This window comes from Caballeronia sp. TF1N1, assembly GCF_022878925.1.
Classification (GTDB): Bacteria; Pseudomonadota; Gammaproteobacteria; order Burkholderiales; family Burkholderiaceae; genus Caballeronia.
Genome location: NZ_CP084628.1, coordinates 425,087 through 444,654, shown reverse-complemented (window position 1 = coordinate 444,654; position 19,568 = coordinate 425,087). Strand labels below are relative to the sequence as shown.

Here is a 19,568-nt window from a genome sequence, read left to right as displayed (position 1 = left end):
ATGATGCACACAAGGAGCATTTGCTGATGGCATCCGTCGAGTATCTGTCGCAAGCGAAGGAAGCGCCGAAGCGTCATCGGCGCGTGAGCGCATGGTTGCAGGCCACGCCGCTCACACTCACCTTCGTGCTGTTCTTCATCGTGCCGCTCGTGATCACGTTGATCGTAAGCTTCTGGGATTTCAACGAATATCAGATCATCCCGGCGTTCACGCTCAAGAACTATGTGGCGATCTTCGACGGTTGCAGCTCCTTCACCGATGTCTGCGTGACCTTCAAGACATATTGGTCGACGCTCAAGTTCTGCGCAATGGTATGGGCCGTGACGCTCGTGCTCGGTTTCTCCATTGCGTACTTCCTCGCGTTTCACGTGCGCACCACGGCCATGCAGACCATTCTCTTTTTGCTCTGCACGATTCCGTTCTGGACGTCCAACGTCATCCGCATGATCTCGTGGATTCCGCTGCTCGGCCGTAACGGGCTCGTGAATCAGGCGCTGATCAACGCGCATCTCATCGATCAACCGCTGGAATGGCTGCTGTATTCGAACTTTTCGGTGGTGCTCGCGTTCGTGCATCTGTTCACGTTCTTCATGATCGTGCCGATCTTCAACGCGATGATGCGTATCGACAAGTCGCTCTTGGAAGCCGCGCGCGATGGCGGGGCGAGCGGCTGGCAGGTGATCCGCGATGTCGTGTTGCCGCTCTCGAAGACCGGAATCGTCATTGGCTCGATCTTCGTCATCACCATCGTGATGGGCGACTTTCTCACAGTGGGCGTAATGGGTGGACAGCAGATTGCGTCGGTGGGCAAGATCATTCAGGTGCAGACGGGCTATCTGCAATTTCCCGCCGCGGCGGCCAACGCGATCATTCTGCTGGCCGTCGTGCTGATGATCGTATGGGCGCTCACGCGTGTGGTCGATATCAGGAAGGAGCTTTGACATGGCCAGCGGCATTGCGGGATTGAAAAAACATCGGGAGCACCGGCCCGCCAGCTTTTACTGGCTCGCGTTGCTGTTCGGCTTGTTCGTGCTATTCCTGTATGGACCGGTCATCACCATTTTCATTCTCTCGTTTCAAGGTCCCGAAGGCGGTCTGACGTTTCCCATGCGCGGCGTCTCGCTGCACTGGTTCGAGCAATTGCGTCAGGGTGTGGGCGATATCGATATCTGGGCTTCGTTCGGCCGCTCCGTGAAGCTCGCGCTCGCGGTCACGGTGCTGACCGTGCTGTTCTCGGTCACGGCGGGTCTCGCCTTCAGAAGGCGTTTTCGTGGCGATACGGCCGTGTTCTACGTGTCGGTGGCGAGTCTCATCATGCCGTCGATCATCGTGTCGCTCGGTATCGGCCTCACGTTTCGTCTGCTCGACAACGTGATCAAGTATCTGGCGAACGAGTGGGGCTTTACTTCTTTCGCGGATTCGTGGACCACGTCGATGGGCCTCTTCACCTCCGCGCTCGGCGCCCATCTGACGTGGACGCTGCCGTTCGGTTTGCTCGTGATGTTCGCTGTCTTCAACCGCTTCAATCCGGCTTACGAGGAAGCGGCGCGCGATCTGGGCGCATCGCCGTGGCAGAGCTTCAGGAATGTAGTGTTGCCGATCATCGGGCCATCTGTCATTGGCGTGGGAATGTTTGGCTTCACGCTGTCATGGGATGAAATCGCGCGGACGTCGCAGGCTATCGGCGAGCAGAATACGTTGCCGCTCGAATTGCAGGGCCTGACGACATCGGTGACCACGCCGGTCATCTATGCGCTCGGGACCATGACCACGCTGATGTCGCTGGCGGTCATGGTCGGCGGCTTGTTGATCGTGAGGGCGGTGACCAGGCGCCGGACTTCGAAGTAGGCGCCGGCGCTTTCCTCACGTGCGATCAAATGCAATCAAGTGCGATCACCTATGATCGTGCTCCCAGCGGCCGTCGTTCCAGCCGTTGTCGTCGTCATGACCGTTATGAGCGGCGCGCCAGTGATTGCCGCCCTTGCACACGAGTTGCGATCCGATCGCGCTGCATGACGCTTCATAGCCCGGCGAATAAAGAAACTCGCCGACCCAATGCGGATTCACGTTCGTGTTGCCGGGGTTGTACGCGACGAAGTTCGCTGCGTCGTCCGTGCTGCCCGAGCCCGTGTAGCGCGCTGCCAGCGGATACGGAAACACCGGACGCGTGCGCGTGGTCTGCCCGGTCGTATCGACGAGCGATGCCACGATCTTGCCCGGCTTCGCGTCCGTTTCCACCCACGCCATGGCGGGCGTCAGCATGTCGAAGGTGCTGGGACCGTCGCCGCCGCCGCAGTGCGCAACGCCCGGGAACAGATACAGCTTCGCGAACTTCTCGACGCGCTCGTCGCCCATGTATTCCTTCATCTTCGCGTAGTACTGCAGCGTCGATTGCGGCGAGATGTGCTGGTCTTCCAGGCCGTGCCAGAGAATCAGCTTGCCGCCGCGTCGATGAAAGTCACTCAGATCGGGATCGGTTGCAGCGAGATAGTTCGACGTCTGCACGGTCTTCCAGAACGATTCGACAGTGAACTTCAGATCGCTGAACGCGGCGTTCGGGCGCGAGTCGTTGAAGTAGTCGAGGTATGCCAGGAACGGCATCACGAAGTTGATGCTGCCGCTAGGTCCGGCGTCCGTCGCGGGCACGAAGAGCGACCATTGCAATTCCGAACCCCATTCACGCGCGATCGGCTGTTCGAGATGACGGCCATACTGATCCGTCGCGCCATCGTGAATCTTGCGCACCACCGCGGCTTGCGCGGGCGTGAGACACGTGGCGTCGGGCTGCCCCTTCGCACACACGAGACTCGCGGGATCGAAATGACAAGCCTGCGGATTGTCGATGATGCCGTCCGTCACGCCGTCCTGACCGTCGCACGACTTCAGCACGGCGGCGTGGATCATCGGCAACTTGTCGGCGAGCAGAATGTACTTGCCCGTCTTCTGGTCGATGTTGACCGCCGCCGCCCAGCCGTGGTGGAACGTGTTCTGCACGATTAGATCGTTGGCCGGCGCGCCCGCGACGATGCCGTCGAAGTCGTCGGGATAGCGTTGCGCTTCCATCAGCGCTTCGCGTCCGCCGTCTGAGCAGCCGTCGAAATACGAGTACTTCGGAGCGCGCGCATAAAACTTGTTGATGATCGCCTTGGATACCTGCGCCGTGGCGTGCTCCGCGCGATAAGCAAAATCGATCTTGGCTTTCGGATCCAGCGCCCATGCGCCATCGTTGCCGCCTTCGTGGCCCATGTCGGTGGCGGAGATGGCGATCTGGCCGTTCGTGACCGGCACGCAGGTCGATGCCATCGGCGCGCTGATCGAGAGATTGCCGCACAGACCGCCGCATCCCGTTTGCAGGTAGCGCTGCGTCCAGCCTTGCGTCGGCAGGCGCAATTCAAAGAGCGATGCGCCAGGGCCTATGGTTCCCTTGATATCGCACACTTCGGAAGGCAGTCCGGGTCCAGCCGTCGCGCCTGGAGGCATGCCGGGGTTGCTGATGACCGTTCCTTTTGCAAGGACCGTGGCCGAGGTGATGGTGACGGTACCATCGGTGACGCCGCTTAGATCGAGCGTGGCGACTGCCGCGCAGTTCATCGCGGGAAGGATCGAAGGGAGGTCGGCTAGACCGCTTGAATTGGTCGCCATTGCTTGAGGCGCCATGAATACGCATGTCGTCAAAAGAGCAAGCCACGCATATAGCGTGCGGATGCATCGTCTGAGTAGGGCGGGGTTGCTGCAGAGTAATCGCATCATCGTCTCCTGAGGTCGTCGGGTCACTTTCCAGCGAGTACGGAGGATGACGAAAGAGTTTCGCGATAGGGAGGGGGCGTATACCCGGCAACCCTGCTTAGTCGGCGCTCTAAAGCGTCAACGTTTGCGGCGCCCGCATGCTGCACCAAGGCGGAGCGGACATACCGCGCTTCCGGTGACCGATAAACAAAACAGATAGCCAGGCAAATGATACGCAAGGAAAGCGTCGTTCATGCCATACGCGGCTTAACCGAGACCTTCGCCTGACTCATGCGAAAACGCTTCGAAGGCATCGAATCTGTTTATCGGGCACCGCATGGTCTTGCTGCGCAACGCCGCGCCAAATCACGCTGACGTGCATTTTCCGGCCCATGGGCATGGTTTACCCATCCTTTGCGTTATCAAACACAGGGACTAGCTTGCGTCATCGCCTGATAACCATTCCGGAGAAGCGTCCATGAGTAGCAACCTGCATCCGAGCGGCAGTCAGTTCCCGAACGGCATTGCAACGCCCAAGCCCACGAGCGTGTCGTCGGCCATACGCGCCGGTGTAGCCGGTGGTCTGGCGGGCGCCGTCGTCATCTGGATCTACGAAGCATTGATCTGGGTAGGCGTACAGCATCTGATGCCCCTCGCGGGCATTCCGCGTAACGCGACCGGGCTGGTCTTCGGAAAAGCGTTTCAGGAAGCGAGCGGCATTTGGGCGTATGTGATTGGAACGGGTATTCACTTCGTGTTCGCCATTGCTTGGGGCATTCTCTTCGCACTCGTCTGGCCGTACTTTCGCCGACGCGGCTACGAGGCGACGTTCATCGCATTGTTCTATGCCGTGCTCGCGTGGATAGTGATGCATGTCGCCATCATGATCGCTTCGGACAATCACCCGAATTACTATGATCCGGCTGTCGTCATCGGCGGATTCATGTCGCATATCTTTTTCACTGTGCCGCTCGCGCTTATCGTAAAGCGCAAGATGGAAGTGCGTTAGGCGTTTAGCCTATCGATCGGTCCGCAGCGGCTTGCCTCGTTCGAGGCGCATGAGCCGTTCGCGGATTGAGTCTCGCTGTTATCTGTTTCAAATTCCCTTATTGCAGCGCGAAAGCAGACGGCATGGCAGAAGACGCATGCCGCGTTTCTTTAATCTCGCGCAGAAGTCGACTTTCTCGTCACTTCGCGGTGAAAGCTCACATTGGTTCGCAGCCGAAAAATAAGTAAACGATTTCCTTTTTGTTTCGGAAACTCCGACTCCATGCAAAACCATGCCTTGTTCGTGCCGGGTAATCCCCTATCAGGTCGTTGGATAAAACGTTTGACAGCATCGGCTTACAAAGCCTAAATTTGGAAAACGTTTTCCGATGAAGTTCGCTGACTCAAGCTCGGGGCTTCATTCAAATCATTTTTAATCTTCACCGATTCCGATGAAAAACTTCGGAAGGCCAAATAACGTCCGGTGTCGATCGAGCGCTCAAAGGACGCGCAAAAAGCAAACCCCGCACTACCCACATTCATAACTAAAGACGGAGACAACATGAATCGAAACAGGCAAATCACGCGTGCGTTCGCGCTCGGCACGCTCTCGGCGCTCGTCCTCGCTGCATGCGGTGGCCATGACTCATCGGATGGTTCCACGCCGCCGCCCGCCGCCGTGGCGGCTAATTCGCTTCAAGCCGTGGTCTACGGCGCGAACGACACGAGCGTGCCCGCCGGCGCCGGCGTCCCCATCACGATGATGGGCCAGATGCGCGCGCTCTTCGACCTCATCCGCAAGTCGCCGGATTTCACTCAGGTCGTGATGGATCTGGGCGATGGCAGCCCCGTGCACGTACTCGATACCAACACGGGCGACAAGTTCCTGCCGGGCAAGCTGGCGCTCGGTCTGTCTTACATCCTCATCGACATGAAGAAGAAGGGCGACCCCAAGTACGCCGACTATCTTGCAACCTATCAGAAAATAACCACGGCGATGATGGCGCAGTCCGCGAGCGGCGACTACGTCTACGCGAACACGTCCTGGGGCGAGTACTACTATCTCGTCGCCCTCAACAATTTGAAGGCGAACGGCATGCTGAACGAAGTCTTTAGCGATGCCATGCTCAACACGTTGCAAGGCCGCCTCACGTTCTGCGACATGTTCGGCCCCGATGCAAGCGGCAAGGACAATACGTGCCCGGCTGGCGGCGCGTCTATCGACGTGGCTTCGCTCAACACGGCGCAGAATTACTATGCGGTGTCATATGGCATTGCCGGGCTGAGACAGAAGCTCGGCTGGAGTAATCCGGGCTTCGTCTCCACTTCGGACCCGGCGGTTGCGACCATGGGCGCGCGCGATGCGCTGCTCTACACGCTAACCAAGCATATCCGCAATGATTCGTCGGGCGGCTTCTCGGATGAGGCATCGAACACGCATACGACCTACTACGATCAGGCGCGCTTCGACCGCTACAGCACGCTGCTTATCGCGGAGACGGTCGAGCGCAGTCTCGAGATGGGCAACGAAGCGAATTTGACGCCTGAATTGAAGGGCTATTTGCGCAAGTCGATCGATCTGATTCTGCCGCAGATCAATCCGGACGGGCAGGGCTTCAACTACGGCCGCTCGATCGGACCTTACGGCGATTCCGCTTTCATGGAGATTCTCACGGCCGCAGCCAACGCGGGCGTGCTGAGTGCCAAGGAGATGCAGGTCGCCTACACGTTCATCTACAAGGCAGCGCTGCGCTTCGACACCTTTTGGTACGACCCGAACCTGCCGACGCCGTCCGTGAACATGTGGGTGAAGGGGCGCGGCACGGACACATATCGCGGCAAGCCTCGCGTGATGGGCGAAAACTTCAGCCTGCTGCATCAGTACATGTACGTCAACGCGTGGTGGAGCAAGCTCGGCTTCGGCGGCCAAGCCCCCATGAGCGACAGCGATTTCAAATCATGGCGCGATGCATTGCCTCATTACACGCTCACGTATTACAACTTGCCGAGCGACAGCGCGCATCCGTATAACGCGGCGTTGCTGACGGTGCGTGATGGCGAGCGTGTGATCAACCTGAATCTGAGTCAGGCGCCAGACTATAACTCGTATTCACCGTACTATCCGGTGCCGTTCTCCGACAAGCTCATCTACGGCACGACCGACCTGGGTTACGCCTTGCTGATTCCGCAAGTGACGTACAACGGCAAGACGTACATTCCGGTGACGTACTACAAGAATCTGAGCGTGCAGGAGAGCAACGGTCAGGTGACCGTTTCCTTCGATACGACGAAGTTCCGTCAAGCGACCAAGAACGCGGCGTACACGACCGATATCGACCTGCAAGCGCATACGGTGCTGACTTTCGCGCATGGCACGATCACGCGTACGGACACATTGAGTTCGGCCACCCTTGCAGCGCAGCTCGCGGTGGAAACGGACTTTACCTCGTTCGCGGACTTTCAAAGCACGGCGGCGGGCGCGAACGGTAACTCGGTCACCTACGCCAATAGCGCCGCGACGAGCTATGCCACGAGCGGCTTCGATGCTTGCGCGCTGTCGAATTTCGATGTCGCGAACGGTGTCACCAATCCGCTGTCGACTACGCCTGTCGGCCAGTTGCATTCGAACTTCGCATGCAAGACGAATGCTTTCTCTCTTGCGGGTGGCGCGCAACGCAACTTTAGCTGGACCTTGAAGTACGCGGACCCGAACTGATCCTCGTGCAAGGCAAAGCGGGCTCCTCTTGCAAAAGGAGCCCGCTTCTTTTTATTCGACGTGCGCGGCAAATCCGGTCTGTCCCGCAGCATGCTCGTCTTGCAAGGTCAATTGCGGAATGCGGTAGTCGCCATGATTCTGCCGTCTATAAGCAATCGGCGCGTTGTCCCAGAGGGTGTCTAGCCGTTCTCCGAGCGCATCGCGCGTGGCCTCGAAACGCGTTTCATCCATCTTGCTCGTGCGATACACCACGAACGGTGGCACCACGTCGAAGCCCGGATAGAACAGCATCCCGTGCTGGATCGGGAAGAGGATATCGTCCATCGGGCCGTTGATGCCGCGCGCGTCGTAATGCGATTCCCAACCGCCGGTCGTCACGATGATCATCGCGCGTTTGCCCGACATCATGCCTTCGCCATAACGATCGCCCCAGTGCGTGTCCGAGTGTTCGCCCACGCCGTAAGCGAAGCCATAGGCATAGACGCGCTCGAACCAGCCTTTCATGATGGCGGGCATGGAGAACCACCACATCGGGAATTGCAGGATCAATGCGTCGGCCCAGCGCAGCTTGTCCTGTTCGATTTCGATGTCGCGGCTTTGCAGGCCGTTTGCGAACGCGTGTTTCGAATCGAGACTGGGATGAAACGGCGCGTCGGTGCTGCGCTCGCGCACGTCGTTCGCGTCGAGCGTCGTTTTCCAGTTCATCTCATACAGGTTCGACACCTGCACCGTGTGGCCGTTATCGCGCAGGCGCTGCACGGCAAAGTCGTTGAGCGCGCCGTTCAGCGAGCGGCGTTCGGGGTGGGCATAGACGATCAGCACATTCATGGCTGCAACTCTCCTGGTTCGTATGACCGCCAGACTAGTGCGGATGAAGGTATATTGGAAATGAATAGTCAATATGCCAGGCATTACAATGAATAATATCCTCCGCAGACTCGATCTCAATCTGCTCGTGACACTCGACGCGCTGCTCGCCGAACACAACGTCACGCGCGCGGCCGAACGGCTGAACTTCTCGCAGCCTTCGGTGAGCGTGCATCTGGCGAAACTGCGCGATATCTTCGGCGATCCGCTATTGCTGCCCGGCCCGCGCGGCATGCGTCCGACTGCGCGCGCCGAGGGTTTGCGCGAGCCATTGCGCGAAGCGCTTGCAGCACTTGCGCGCGCGGTGTCGCCGGAGCAGGCATTCGAGCCGGCGAGCGCGGAGCTTACGTGGCGTATCGCCGCAACCGATTACAGCGAGTCCACCGTGCTCATGCCGGCGATAAACGGCTTGCGGCTGGCCGCACCGCGGACGCGCATTGCCGTGCTCGAAGCCACGCCGCCGCGTCTCGCGCGACAAGCCGAACGCGGCGAGATCGATCTTGCGTTTCATATCACCGAAGGCGCGCCACCGGGTCTGCATCGGCAGGCGCTTTTTACCGAACGCTATGTGCTTGTGGCGAAGAAGGGGCATCCGCGTCTCAAGCGCAAACCCAGCCTCAAGCAGTTCTGTGCGCTCGAACATGTGATCGTGTCGCCGGACGGCGGAGGCTTCTTTGGTCCGACCGATGAAGCGCTCGCGGCACTCGGCGTCGCGCGTCGCGTCGTGCTGTCCGCGCCGCATTTTCTCTTCGTGCGCTCGCTGATTGCATCGACCGATCTCGTGGGCATGCTGCCATTGCGGCTAGTCGAGCACGATGCGGCGCTGCACGTGGTGGATGCGCCAATCGAAGTGTCCGGCTATGAAATGTCGATGTTCTGGCACGAGCGCGTGCATCGCGATCCGGCGCATCGGTGGTTGCGAGACTTCATCGCCGGATCGGTATGACGCGCGATTGCTAAGACGTGAACTGCGAGCGCAGCGACTTGCGGATGATCTTGCCAGTCGCCGTCATCGGCAATTCGGAGACGAAGCGCACCTCGCGCGGATATTCATGCGCCGCAAGCCGGGTGCGAACGTGCTGCTGCAGTTCGAGCACGAGGGCATCGCCCGGCTCGAAGCCGTCGTTGAGCACGACGACCGCGCAGACGATCTCCGTGCGCCGTTCATCCGCCACGCCGATGACCGCCGCGAAGCGCACGGCGGGATGCCTCAAAAGACAGTCCTCGATCGGTCCCGGCCCGATGCGATAACCCGCGCTCGTGATGACATCGTCGTCGCGGCCGATGAAGCGAAAGAAGCCCTCCGCGTCGAGCATGCCGAGGTCGCCCGTCAACAGATAGTCGCCGCGAAACTTCTGCGCGGTCGCGGCCTCGTCGCGCCAGTAGCCGAGAAACATCACGGGATCGGGCGCGGCAATGGCGATATTGCCGGGCGTGCCCAAAGGCTGCGGCATACCCGAATCGTCGACGACGGCCACGCGATGCCCCGGCACCGCGCGCCCGATCACGCCGTTGCGCGGTTCGAACCATCTGGCGCACGAGGAGAGCACCACGTTGCATTCGGTCTGCCCGTAGAACTCGTTGATGGTGACGCCAAGCGTTGCGCGGCCCCACGACAGCAACTCCTCGCCGAGCGATTCACCGCCGCTCGCCACCGAACGCAACGCGAGCGCCGGCGCTTTCGCTTGCGGCGTCGCGCGCATCATCTTGAGCGCGGTCGGCGGCAGGAACGTGTGGCTCACGCCATGCCGTTCGAGCAGATCGAACGCGGCGTGGCCATCGAACTTGTCGAAGCGCCGCGCGAGTACCGGCACGCCGTGATGCCACGAAGGCAAGAGCACATCGAAGAGGCCGCCGATCCACGCCCAGTCCGCGGGCGTCCACATGAGCGTCGCGTCGAGCGGGAAGCACTGCTGCGACATCTCCACGCCCGGCAGATGCCCAAGCAGAACGCGATGTCCGTGCAATGCGCCTTTCGGTTTGCCCGTGGTGCCAGACGTATAGATGATGACGGCGGGATCGTCCGCGGAAGTATCGACGAGGGCGTCTTCTTCCGATGCCGCTTCGAGCGCGGGCCAGAACGTAGTGTCGCTGCCATCGGTCGCGAAGACGTGGCGCAACTCCGGCAGCGATGCGCGAATCGACGCGATCTTCGCCGCGCCTTCGGCGTCCGTCACGACGGCGGCGGCCCCGGAATGCGCGAGCCGGAACTCGATTGCATCGATACCGAAGAGCGCGAAGAGCGGCACGGCAATGCATCCCATGCGATAGGCCGCGAGATGCGCGATCGCCGCTTCGACCGATTGCCGCACGAAGATGGCCACGCGCTCGCCGCGCTGCACGCCGCGTTCGGCAAGCGCGTTGGCGAAGCGGTTGGAGAGGCGTTGCAGGTCGTCGAAGGTATAGCGTTGCTGCGAGAGATCGTTCGATTCGACGATCAGCGCGAGCCGGTTCGAGCCGTCCGCCCATTTGTCGCACACGTCTTGCGCGATGTTATAGCGCGCGGGGATGCGCCAGGTGAAGGCGGCATCGACTGCTTCGTAGGTGTCTCCTGACGGCAGCATGGTTTTTTGTGGTGGGTGAGGGTTCCTCGATCATACGCGTTGCAGCGTCTGCTCCTTCACTTCGTGGTCGCGCTCGGGCGTAATCTGCTCCCAGGTGCTATGCACATGCCGCCTCAGAAATTCCCCCAGCCGCGCGCCATCGCGCGCGTTGAGCAATTGCACGATGATCTCGTGTTCATCTATAGCGGTATGCCACGTCTCCGACGTCACGCTACCCTGAAAGCGATAGCGATAAAGCTGCCGGTTGAGCCGCTCGTGCACTTGCGTGAGCGTGGCGTTCTTGGCCGCCACGATGATGTTCGCGTGGATCGCCTGATTGAGCCGGAAGTAATTCATGCGGTCGCGCCGCTCGTAAGCCGCGTGCATCTCGTGATGGAGCGCGCGAATCTCGGCGATCTCCGCATCCGTCGCTAAACGACACGCCTGTTCGCCGCCAAACGCCTCGATTGCGCCCAACACGTCGAGCTTCTCGCGGATTTCCGCCGCGCTCAGGTCCGCCACGACCGCGCCGCGCTTAGGCAGCACGACGACGAGGCCGTCGCCCGCCAGTTCCTTGAGCGCCTCGCGCAACGGCGTGCGCGAGACCGTCAGCCGTTCGGCGAGCGTGCGCTCGCGCAGGCGCTCGCCGGGCTTGAGTTCGTCGGTCGCGATCATCGTGCGCAAGCGTTGCGCAATCTGCATGGAGAGCAGCGAATCCGGCTCGTCGGCACCGTCGAAGCCTTCCTGCTCGTCGTCTAAGTCCTTCATTTTTGCTTGTTCCCTTGTCGCGGCGAAATCCTCGGCCGCTCTGGTATGCCACTTTACCAGCGAACGCGTCACCTGAGATTTGCGGCCGACAATCGCCCCGCCTAGGTGCGATCCCGCACTTGACGGTACACGACGATAGAACTAAATTTCGGTATACCAGAATTAGGCAGAGCGCAGAACGTCGTCCGGCGCCTGCGAAATTCATAAGAACGCGACTTGGAGACCTACATGTCAATCGACCGAAAACACCGTTGAATAAGGGTTTCTTGCCGATGCCCGCGTAGTTCGTCCGTGTTTTCGGCAAATAACTCCATCGTTCGGGCGCCGCATTCGTCCGGTATACCGCAATGAAAACCTCGTCGACACCGGCGGGGCGCCACGCTTTTCGAGCCGCACTACTTCATGTCGCCTTCGCTCTATACGTTGATCGCGCCCGTTATCGCGATCCTTCTGCTGGTACTGCTGATCACGAAGGTCAAGCTTCACCCGTTTCTCGCGCTCATTCTCACGGCCGGCTTTCTCGGCTGCGCGGCCGGACTCGCGCCTACCGCCGTCATCAAGAGCTTTGAAAAAGGCTTTGGAGGCATTCTCAGTTCCGTGGGGCTCGTGGTCGGACTCGGCACCATGCTCGGCGGCTTGCTGCTCGAATCGGGTGGCGCGGATCGCATCGCCAACGCATTCATCGGACTCGGTTCTAAGCGCTGGATTCCGGCGGCCATTTGCGCGGCGTCGCTGCTCATCGGCTTGCCGCATCTGTTCGATGTGAGCTTCGTGATGCTCGTCCCGCTCGTCTACGCCATCGCGCATCGCACGAAAAGTCCGCTGATGGCCGTCGGCATTCCGATGGCCGCCGGCCTCTACGTCTCGCACGGACTCTTGCCGCCGCATCCGTCGCCGACGCTCGCGCTTGCCGCGTTGCATGCGGACGCGGGCCGCACGATCTTTTTCGGCCTGATCGTCGCAGTTCCGATGGCCATTCTCTCCGGCCCGCTCTTCACGGCCTTCGTCATGCGCTTTCTGCCGGTTACGCCAGGCGAGGGTCTTTATTCGCCCGCTGCCGCCGACGACAAGAAAGCCGGCCGCGCCACGCCGCCGCTCGCGCTCGTGCTCATCACGGTCCTGTTGCCACCGGTTCTGATGATGATCCGCACGTTCGGCCGCAACTACGCGCCGACCGGCACGCCGATGCGCGAACTGCTCGAAACCGTGGGCGATCCTATCGTCTCGTTGCTGATTGCCGTGCTGTTCGCAATCTGGTCGCTCGGCGTCAAGAGCGGCCTCACGTTGCCGCAGATTCAAAAGCTCCTCGGCAAGAGCGTGGCGCCCGCTGCCGCCGTGATCCTGATCCTCGGCGCGGGTGGCGGCCTGAAAGAGATGCTGCTCGCCACGCATATCGGCGACGCCATCGCGCATTGGGCCACGCATTGGTCGATCTCGCCGCTCGTGCTCGGCTGGGCGGTCGCGGCGCTGATCCGTATCGCGATCGGCTCGGCGACGGTCGCAACCGTGACGGCGGCGGGCATTGTCGCGCCGATCGCGGCGGCCACGCCCGGCGTCAATCTCGAACTGCTGGTGCTCGCCGTGAGCTCGGGCGGACTGATGCTCTCGCATCTGAACGACTCGGGCTTCTGGCTTTTCAAGGAATATTTCCGCCTCTCGGTCGCCGATACGCTCAAGACCTGGACGCTGCTCGTCTCGTTTCAATCGCTCGTCGCGCTCGGCGTGATTCTCCTCATCAACTCGGTGATCGGCTAAACGTGCCGTTCACGTTCCCCACAAGATCAGGCCTTAAAGGACAGACATCGCCATGAACTACGAACATCTCTTCAAGTCGCTCGGCAGCCGCACGATCCGCATGGCGCTCGTCGGTCCGAAAGGCGGCTTCGGCCGCTCGCTGCTCGTGCAATGCCGCGCGTTGCCGGGCCTCGAGATCGCCGCGCTGTGCGATATCGATATCGAAGGCACGCTCGCCGCCCTGGCTTCGCTCGGCTTCGCGAACGATACGGCGCGCGTCTGCAACAACGCCGACGACGTGCGCGCCGCTCGTGCCGATGGCCGTATCGCGCTGGTGGGCGACCATCTGCTGTTGAAGAACGTGGAGCTCGATATCGTCGTGGAAGCGACGGGGCATCCTGAAGTGAGCGTGCAGATCGCCGAAAACGCATTGAAGCGCGGCGTGCACGTGGCGATGGCGACCAAGGAAACCGATTCGGTCGTGGGCCCGTATCTGAACCGGCTCGCGCTCGAAAACGGCGTGACGTACACCACGCCCGACGGCGATCAGCCGAGCAATCTGATCGGCCTCGTGACGTGGGCGCGCGTGCTCGGTTTCGAAGTGATCGTGGCTGGCAAGTCGAGCGAGTACGACTTCATCTACGATCCGGACGCGCATACCATCGACTATCTCGATCAACGCCACGAAGTCTCGCTCGATGCGTGCTGGACGCCAGGCGACGACATCGCCGCGACGCTCGCCGCCCGTAGCAAGGCGCTCTCGATGCTGCCGCAAAGCGCGACGCCCGATTACTGCGAGATGAACGTCGTCGCCAATTCGATCGGCTTCGTGCCGGCTGCCGATGCGCTCAACTATCCGCTCGCGCGCTTGAATGAACTCGCCGATATCTTCGTGCCGAAGGAAGACGGCGGCATTCTAGAGCGCACCGGCGTGGTCGATGTCTTCAACTGCCTGCGTCGTCCGGACGATCTGAGCTTCGGTGGCGGCGTGTTCGTCATCGTGCGCTGCAAGGACGAGGAAACCTGGGAGTTGCTCAAGCAAAAGGGCCATGTGGTCGGCAAGAACGGCCGCTATGCATGCATCTACTTGCCGTATCACCTGATGGGTCTCGAAACGCCGATGAGCATTTTTTCGGCGGTGCTGCTCAATCAGCCGACCGGCAGCGCGGAGCAGTTGCCGCACGCGCAAATGGTGGCGCGTGCCGAACGCGACTTCAAGGCGGGCGAGACGCTTGCCATGGGCGGTCATCATCACACCATTCAGGGCGCGACGCCGTTGCTCATCGAACGCGCGAAGGCGGGTGTCGCGGCGCCGTTCTATCTCGCGGCCAACAAGCGTCTTCTCGCCGATGTAAAGCAGGGCGACCTCGTTCCGCTCGATGCGCTCGACTTGCAAGGCTCGGCGCTTTACGAAGCGTGGAAGCGCAATCCGTCGCTATAAACGGCCTGCGATACGACGAGGGCTTTCGACCCATACAGGAGGAGACATGCAAACCAATTTATCCGCGAGCGCCTCGGGCAGTTCGCTGCGCGCGCTTCTTTGCACCACCCGCTGGCGCATGGTGCTGTTGCTCTTCGTGCTCTATACGATCAACTGCATCGACCGCATGTCGCTGTCCATTGCAATGCCGACCATCGTGCGCGAGTTTCATCTCGCCGCGACGATGCAGGGGTTGATCCTCTCTGCGTTCTTCTGGACGTACAGCACGTTCCAGATTCCCGCTGGCTGGGCCGCCGACCGCTTCGGCGCACGCCGCATGATCGGCATCTCGGCGGTGCTGTGGGGCGGCTTCCAGTGTCTTGCCGCGTTCGCCATGAACGGCGTGACGCTGTTGCTTACGCGTATCGGTCTCGGCGTGTTCGAAGCGCCTTACATGCCCGCCGCGACGAAGCTCACGGCGGCGTGGCTGCCGCCCGCGGAACGGGCGCGCGGCGTGACACTCATCGATAGCGGCGCGCCGCTCGGCTCGGCGCTCGGTGGCCTGCTCATCAGCGCGCTGATCGGCTTCTCGGGATCGTGGCGTTCGGCGTTCCTGATCGTGGGAGCGGTGACGATCGTCTTCGGTCTCGTCGTCTATCGCATGCTGCGCGAGACGCCCGAGCGGCACGCGGGTATCGACCAGGCGGAAGTCGCGTATATCCGCGAGCAGAAGCTCGTTGCTGGCGAAGCCCCTAGCGCGAAGATGGCGCCGCTGTCACGCGGCATCATTTCGGCGATGGTGGTGGGCCGTGTCGGTTGGGCGATGGTGTTCTTCGGCCTCGTGACCTGGGGGCCGAACTATTTGTCGGTCGGACGCGGGCTCGATATCCGCAGCATGGGCTTCGCGACCTTCATCATTTTTCTCGCGGGCGCGGTCGGCGAGATTCTGTCGGGCGTGACAGCCGACTGGCTGCAACGGCATTTCGCACGCAAGACGGCGTTCAAGATCCTCTTCGGCGTGTCGGGCGGCATGTCGCTTCTTTGTCTGCTGGCTTTGCCGTTCGTGGCGGATATCCGGTTCGCGGTCGCCGTGTTGTCGCTCGGCGTGTTCTTTCACTTGTGGGGCGGCCTGTACTGGCTCATTCCCGCGATGCTCGCACCGCGCGAGCAAGTCGGCCTCGTCGGCGGCGTGATGAACTTCGCGGGCACGGGCGGCGCGATCATCGTGCCTATCGTCGTGGGCGTGATCGTCGATATGACAGGCGGTTTCACGGCGGTCATCCTGTTCTTCGCGGCGGCGGCGTTCGCTTATCTCGTCGGCTCGCTCTTTATCGATTTCGGCCGCAACGATCCGGGAGCGCGCGCATGAACGAGTTGTACGAAGGACCGATCATCGACGCGCATCAGCACTTCTGGGACCTCGAAGCGAATCGCTATCCGTGGCTCATGCCGGGCGTGCTGGTCGAACATCGTTACGGCGACTACACGCCGATCAAAGAGACGTACCTGCCATCGGACTATCTGCGCGATGCGGCGGGGCATCGCGTGATCGGCAGCGTGTATGTCGAGGCCGAGTGGAACCCGGATGATCCGCTTGGCGAAACGCGCTATGTCCGCGAGCTTGCCGAAGAGACGGGTCGCCCCAACGCGATCGTGGCGCAAGCGTGGCTCGACCGCGCCGACGTGGACGACGTGTTGTCCGCGCAAGCCCGCGTGGCTCGCGTTCGCAGCGTGCGTCACAAGCCGGGCGTACCGGACAAGGATGGCCGCACGCTCATGTCCGACGAACGCTGGCGTCGCGGCTATGCCTTGCTCGAACGATACGGCCTGCACTTCGACTTGCAGGCGTCGTGGCGGCAACTGTCCGAAGCGGCACAGCTCGCCCGCGATTTTCCACACACCACGCTCATTGTCAATCATGCGGGCGTGCCCGGCGATCGATCGAACGCGACGCTTACGCGTTGGCGCGTGGCGCTGGAAGAACTCGCGCGTCTGCCGAACGTGGCCGTGAAGGTGTCGGGGCTGTGCGAGGCGGGCAAGCCGTGGAGCGTGGCCGCAAACCAGCCAGTGCTCGATACGCTGCATCAAGTCTTCGGCGCCGGGCGTCTCATGTTCGGCAGCAACTTCCCCGTGGATGGCATGTTCATTTCGCTCGACGGTCTGCTACGCGGCTTTGCCGAACTGGTGCGCGCTTGGCCGCGCGCGGATCAAGAGGCTTTCTTTCACGATACGGCCGTGCGCATCTATCGCCCGGAAGGGCTCGACGACAACGCACGCGGCACTCACGCAAGGACATCGCGATGACCACCAACACGCTCGGCTTCGACTTGCCGATACTGGATGCGCATCATCACTTCTGGGACCTGTCGGACGGCGACTTTCCCTGGCTCACGAACGAGTACGACGACGCCTTCTTCCTCGGCGACTATCGCCGAATGTGTCAGGACTTTTTGCCGCCGCAGTATCGCCAGGCGACGGCCGGCTTCAACGTGATCGGCACCGTGCATGTGGAAGCGGAGCGTTCGCGCAAGCAACAAGTGCGCGAAACCGACTGGCTCACCGCGCTCAACGCGAAAACGGGATTACCCAGCGCGATCGTCGGCCATGTGTTCTTCGTGCAGCCTGATTGCGATGCGATTCTCGCAGGTCATGCAAACAGCCCGCTCGCGCGCGGCGTGCGCTCGAAGCCTGAAATCTCCAGCGGTCCGCATGAATCCGTTGCGGGCCAACCGGGCACGATGCAAGACGAAGCATGGCTTGCGGGTCTCGCTTTACTCGATAAGTACGGCTTCTCGTGGGACTTGCGCGTGCCGTATTGGCACTTGGAAGAAGCGGCGGAAGTGGCGCGTGCATTCCCGAAGACGCCTATCGTCACGAACCATCTCGGCTTGCCGCTCGATCGATCGGACGAAGGCGTCGCGATCTGGCGCCGTGGAATGGAGAAGCTCGCGGCGTGTCCGAACGTCTATCTGAAGGTATCGGAACTCGGCTTGCCGAACGGCACGTGGGACAGCGCGAGCAATCGCCGCGTGATTCGCGAAGCCGTCGATCTATTCGGCTACGAGCGTTCGATGTTCGCGAGCAATCTGCCGGTGGGTAACTTGTCGGCGAGCTTCACGGAGATCGTCGCCGATGTGCTCGGCGCCTTGCCGCAAGCCACCGAAACCGATTTACGCGCGTTGTTCGAAGGGACCGCGCGACGTTTCTATCGCGTCGAATAAAAACATGACCGCACGAAATCAAGGAGACTGACATGACGCCCGCCATCGACGAAAACAGGCTTTTCAGAAAGATATCCCTGCGCATTCTGCCCGTGCTGATGCTTGGATTTTTCTTTTCCTATTTGAACCGCGTGAACGTGGGGTTCGCCAAGCTGCAGATGTCGAGCGACCTCCATTTCAGCGATGCCGTGTATGGCTTCGGCGCGGGCATCTTTTTTCTCGGTTACTTTCTGCTCGAAGTGCCGAGCAACGTAATCTTGCATCGCGTGGGTGCGCGGCGCTGGATTGCGCGAATCATGGTGACGTGGGGCCTGCTTTCGTGCGCGACCATTTTCATCCGCACGCCGACGCAATTTTATGTCATGCGCTTTCTGCTGGGTCTTGCCGAAGCGGGCTTCATTCCGGGCGCGATTTATTACATGAGCCAGTGGTATCCGGCGGCGCGACGCGGACGCGCATGGGGCGTGTTTTATATCGCGCTGGCATCGTCGGGCGTAATCGGCGGACTCGTGTCCGGCTCGATTCTCGGCTTTCTGTCGGGCGTCGGCGGCATGCGCGGCTGGCAGTGGCTGATCTTGTGCGAAGGCATTCCGACGATACTCCTCGGCATCTATATCTACTTCCGCATGAGCGAGGATATTCGCCGCGTCACGTGGCTGACCGATGGCGAGAAGACGCATCTGAGCACGGTGCTTGCGGCGGAGAATCGCGACAAGATCGCGCATGGCTTCATGAGCCTGCTGGGTCATGGACGCATCTGGGCGCTGGTGCTGATCTATTTCGTCTACAACATGGGGCTGTACGCGATCAGCTTCTGGATGCCGACGCTCGTGCAGAAGATGGGCGTGGCCGATCCATTCACTATCGGGCTTCTCACGGCGTTGCCGGGCGTGTGCGCGATCATCAGCATGCTGGCGTTCGGATTCTCGGCGGATCGTCGCAAGGAACGCAAGTGGCATCTGATTGCCGCGTTCTCGATGGCCGCGCTTGGCTTTGCGTTGTGCGTCGTGTGGCAGAACCAGCCGGTATTGGGCGTGATCGCGCTGTGCATCGCCAACATGGGCGTGCTGTCGATTCCCGCGTTGTTCTGGAGCTTGCCGACGGCGTTTCTCACCGGCGTGACGGCGGCAGCGGGCATTGCGATGATCAACTCCATCGGCAATCTCGCGGGCTTCGTGTCGCCCTATATGATCGGCTATCTCAAGGACGTGACGGGACGCACGGATGTGGCGTTGATCGTCGTGGCGGCGGGTTTGTTGGTCGGCGCGGTGGCGGTAGGGTGTGTGTTGCGTGGGCGTAGTGGAGTTGGGGCGGCGGGGGTGGGGGTGAGGAGTTAGTCGACCTTGTCTTGCGCGGACGGTAGCTTGTCCGCGCCCAAACTTGCAGATCTGCGGCAGTAGATTGCGTTATGCCGAATTCAACCTCGATCCGACCGCAGAACCAAGTGCGCTCTTGCCTTTATATCTCCTATGTCTTCACGTGGCCTGCTGGCTCGGCGTCGTCGTCTTCTTATTCGTGCTGATGTCGCACATGCGGAGGCGTCAAACGCATTCGCTGTAACTGCCGTGCGGGCCTCGCATGTTTTA

General features: G+C 61.1%; 15 protein-coding genes. 11 read left to right on the top strand and 4 right to left on the bottom strand.

Translation table 11 applies throughout. The features are described 5' to 3' along the window. The first annotated feature begins 26 nt into the window (after positions 1-26). Both LDZ28_RS22780 and LDZ28_RS22775 read left to right on the top strand, forming a co-directional pair. Positions 27-941, top strand: coding sequence for an ABC transporter permease (locus tag LDZ28_RS22780; protein WP_244830873.1), 915 nt, complete (start codon positions 27-29; stop codon positions 939-941). Position 942: 1 nt separating this feature from the next. Continuing rightward, the gene (locus LDZ28_RS22775) at positions 943-1,848 is read left to right on the top strand and encodes an ABC transporter permease (RefSeq protein WP_284503468.1); all 906 of its coding nucleotides are present in this window, start codon (positions 943-945) and stop codon (positions 1,846-1,848) included. A 45-nt stretch (positions 1,849-1,893) separates the two neighbouring features. On the opposite strand, the gene LDZ28_RS22770 is transcribed toward LDZ28_RS22775, so the two are convergent. Beyond that, positions 1,894-3,750: a tannase/feruloyl esterase family alpha/beta hydrolase gene (locus LDZ28_RS22770; protein ID WP_370652253.1), complete on the bottom strand. Its 1,857-nt coding sequence runs from the start codon at positions 3,748-3,750 to the stop codon at positions 1,894-1,896. Positions 3,751-4,204: 454 nt separating this feature from the next. Here LDZ28_RS22770 and LDZ28_RS22765 point away from each other — a divergent pair, with 454 nt between their 5' ends. Further along, entirely contained in the window at positions 4,205-4,735 is a 531-nt protein-coding gene (locus tag LDZ28_RS22765; RefSeq protein WP_244830872.1) for a hypothetical protein, read from the top strand. Between the two features lie 540 nt (positions 4,736-5,275). Continuing rightward, complete coding sequence (locus LDZ28_RS22760; protein ID WP_244830871.1) at positions 5,276-7,429, top strand: hypothetical protein; 2,154 nt, start codon at positions 5,276-5,278, stop codon at positions 7,427-7,429. A 51-nt stretch (positions 7,430-7,480) separates the two neighbouring features. On the opposite strand, the gene LDZ28_RS22755 is transcribed toward LDZ28_RS22760, so the two are convergent. Next, complete coding sequence (locus LDZ28_RS22755) at positions 7,481-8,257, bottom strand: NAD(P)H-dependent oxidoreductase (protein ID WP_244830870.1); 777 nt, start codon at positions 8,255-8,257, stop codon at positions 7,481-7,483. Between the two features lie 88 nt (positions 8,258-8,345). Between LDZ28_RS22755 and LDZ28_RS22750 the strand changes: the two genes are divergently transcribed. Then, entirely contained in the window at positions 8,346-9,242 is an 897-nt protein-coding gene (locus LDZ28_RS22750) for a LysR family transcriptional regulator (RefSeq protein WP_244830869.1), read from the top strand. Positions 9,243-9,252: 10 nt separating this feature from the next. Here the strand turns inward: LDZ28_RS22750 and LDZ28_RS22745 are convergent, their stop codons facing one another. Both LDZ28_RS22745 and LDZ28_RS22740 read right to left on the bottom strand, forming a co-directional pair. Beyond that, on the bottom strand, positions 9,253-10,860 hold the full coding sequence (locus tag LDZ28_RS22745) for an acyl-CoA synthetase (RefSeq protein ID WP_244830868.1): 1,608 nt from the start codon (positions 10,858-10,860) through the stop codon (positions 9,253-9,255). Positions 10,861-10,890: 30 nt separating this feature from the next. Beyond that, entirely contained in the window at positions 10,891-11,607 is a 717-nt protein-coding gene (locus LDZ28_RS22740; protein ID WP_244830867.1) for a GntR family transcriptional regulator, read from the bottom strand. A 402-nt stretch (positions 11,608-12,009) separates the two neighbouring features. Here LDZ28_RS22740 and LDZ28_RS22735 point away from each other — a divergent pair, with 402 nt between their 5' ends. The 6 genes from LDZ28_RS22735 to LDZ28_RS22710 are packed head-to-tail and all read left to right on the top strand — an operon-like array spanning position 12,010 to position 19,319. Next, positions 12,010-13,362, top strand: coding sequence for a gluconate:H+ symporter (locus tag LDZ28_RS22735; RefSeq protein WP_244830866.1), 1,353 nt, complete (start codon positions 12,010-12,012; stop codon positions 13,360-13,362). A gap of 52 nt (positions 13,363-13,414) precedes the next feature. Then, positions 13,415-14,782, top strand: a complete 1,368-nt coding sequence (locus tag LDZ28_RS22730; protein WP_244830865.1) for an NAD(P)H-dependent oxidoreductase — start codon at positions 13,415-13,417, stop codon at positions 14,780-14,782. A gap of 46 nt (positions 14,783-14,828) precedes the next feature. After that, positions 14,829-16,130, top strand: a complete 1,302-nt coding sequence (locus LDZ28_RS22725) for an MFS transporter (RefSeq protein WP_244830864.1) — start codon at positions 14,829-14,831, stop codon at positions 16,128-16,130. Next, complete coding sequence (locus LDZ28_RS22720) at positions 16,127-17,065, top strand: amidohydrolase (protein ID WP_244830863.1); 939 nt, start codon at positions 16,127-16,129, stop codon at positions 17,063-17,065. The genes LDZ28_RS22725 and LDZ28_RS22720 overlap by 4 nt, the downstream gene beginning before the upstream one ends. After that, on the top strand, positions 17,062-17,982 hold the full coding sequence (locus LDZ28_RS22715; protein ID WP_244830862.1) for an amidohydrolase: 921 nt from the start codon (positions 17,062-17,064) through the stop codon (positions 17,980-17,982). Before LDZ28_RS22720 ends, LDZ28_RS22715 begins: the two co-directional genes overlap by 4 nt. A gap of 32 nt (positions 17,983-18,014) precedes the next feature. Further along, the gene (locus tag LDZ28_RS22710) at positions 18,015-19,319 is read left to right on the top strand and encodes an MFS transporter (RefSeq protein WP_244830861.1); all 1,305 of its coding nucleotides are present in this window, start codon (positions 18,015-18,017) and stop codon (positions 19,317-19,319) included. Positions 19,320-19,568 lie beyond the last annotated feature (249 nt).

Excerpts from the sequence above, each read along its gene's own strand:
- LDZ28_RS22780 (WP_244830873.1), top strand. The coding sequence starts at position 27 with ATGGCATCCGTCGAGTATCTGTCGCAAGCGAAGGAAGCGCCGAAGCGT.
- LDZ28_RS22775 (WP_284503468.1), top strand. The coding sequence starts at position 943 with ATGGCCAGCGGCATTGCGGGATTGAAAAAACATCGGGAGCACCGGCCC.
- LDZ28_RS22770 (WP_370652253.1), bottom strand. The coding sequence starts at position 3,750 with ATGATGCGATTACTCTGCAGCAACCCCGCCCTACTCAGACGATGCATC.
- LDZ28_RS22765 (WP_244830872.1), top strand. The coding sequence starts at position 4,205 with ATGAGTAGCAACCTGCATCCGAGCGGCAGTCAGTTCCCGAACGGCATT.
- LDZ28_RS22760 (WP_244830871.1), top strand. The coding sequence starts at position 5,276 with ATGAATCGAAACAGGCAAATCACGCGTGCGTTCGCGCTCGGCACGCTC.
- LDZ28_RS22755 (WP_244830870.1), bottom strand. The coding sequence starts at position 8,257 with ATGAATGTGCTGATCGTCTATGCCCACCCCGAACGCCGCTCGCTGAAC.
- LDZ28_RS22750 (WP_244830869.1), top strand. The coding sequence starts at position 8,346 with ATGAATAATATCCTCCGCAGACTCGATCTCAATCTGCTCGTGACACTC.
- LDZ28_RS22745 (WP_244830868.1), bottom strand. The coding sequence starts at position 10,860 with ATGCTGCCGTCAGGAGACACCTACGAAGCAGTCGATGCCGCCTTCACC.
- LDZ28_RS22740 (WP_244830867.1), bottom strand. The coding sequence starts at position 11,607 with ATGAAGGACTTAGACGACGAGCAGGAAGGCTTCGACGGTGCCGACGAG.
- LDZ28_RS22735 (WP_244830866.1), top strand. The coding sequence starts at position 12,010 with ATGTCGCCTTCGCTCTATACGTTGATCGCGCCCGTTATCGCGATCCTT.
- LDZ28_RS22730 (WP_244830865.1), top strand. The coding sequence starts at position 13,415 with ATGAACTACGAACATCTCTTCAAGTCGCTCGGCAGCCGCACGATCCGC.
- LDZ28_RS22725 (WP_244830864.1), top strand. The coding sequence starts at position 14,829 with ATGCAAACCAATTTATCCGCGAGCGCCTCGGGCAGTTCGCTGCGCGCG.
- LDZ28_RS22720 (WP_244830863.1), top strand. The coding sequence starts at position 16,127 with ATGAACGAGTTGTACGAAGGACCGATCATCGACGCGCATCAGCACTTC.
- LDZ28_RS22715 (WP_244830862.1), top strand. The coding sequence starts at position 17,062 with ATGACCACCAACACGCTCGGCTTCGACTTGCCGATACTGGATGCGCAT.
- LDZ28_RS22710 (WP_244830861.1), top strand. The coding sequence starts at position 18,015 with ATGACGCCCGCCATCGACGAAAACAGGCTTTTCAGAAAGATATCCCTG.